1 protein-coding gene is annotated in these 639 nt (G+C 44.3%); it reads right to left on the reverse strand.

Annotated elements, in window-relative coordinates:
* A partial coding sequence (locus ACPYOJ_RS34600; protein WP_481420262.1) for a hypothetical protein occupies positions 1 to 639 on the reverse strand: 639 nt, incomplete at both ends.

The raw sequence follows: 639 nt of genomic DNA on the forward strand, positions 1-639 counted from the left end.
TAGTGATAGCCTGTAAATAAGTGGTAGCATCAATACCCTGTGCTGCCAGCCATTCTTTTTCTTCCTCAGCGTTTAATTGATCTACGAGGAAAGCAGGTATCGTATAATCTGCGCTCAGGAATACATCAATGGCATTGAGAGACTGCGCTCCCCAGGTATCCATATCTATTCCGGTAAACGTCTGTACTTCTCCTTTGCTGCAATCCAGACCCTGGCCTGTTATATATTTGCATATAGGTACTCCGCTTTTAGAAACAAGACTTGTAGCAAATGGTTTAGGAGCATAGAATACGGCATTCAGTAAACTGTAAGTATAAATGTTGATACGGTATTGGGCAAACTGTGTTTCAGTAAGTTGTTGTTGTAACGCAGTGTCGAACAGATCCCTGCTTTCATACAGAGTACCCAACAAAGTGCTGATGGCTGTGGTAACGTCTGCCGGTACACCATCTGCTGTCAGTTGGGAAATGGATTCTGCAGTCAGCTGATAAGTGCCTGCCTGGTTCACCTGCCAGTAAATACCCTGTCCGGATCTCAAGCCCATTCGTACAACAAACACTGCCTGATTATTCACACCACCTGCTGTGGCTGCATTGGTACCAATGGCAATTTTCAGTTCATAATTACCAACGCTTAAGA

The sequence above is a fragment of the Rhizobium sp. SVR5-9E genome, from assembly GCF_056755095.1.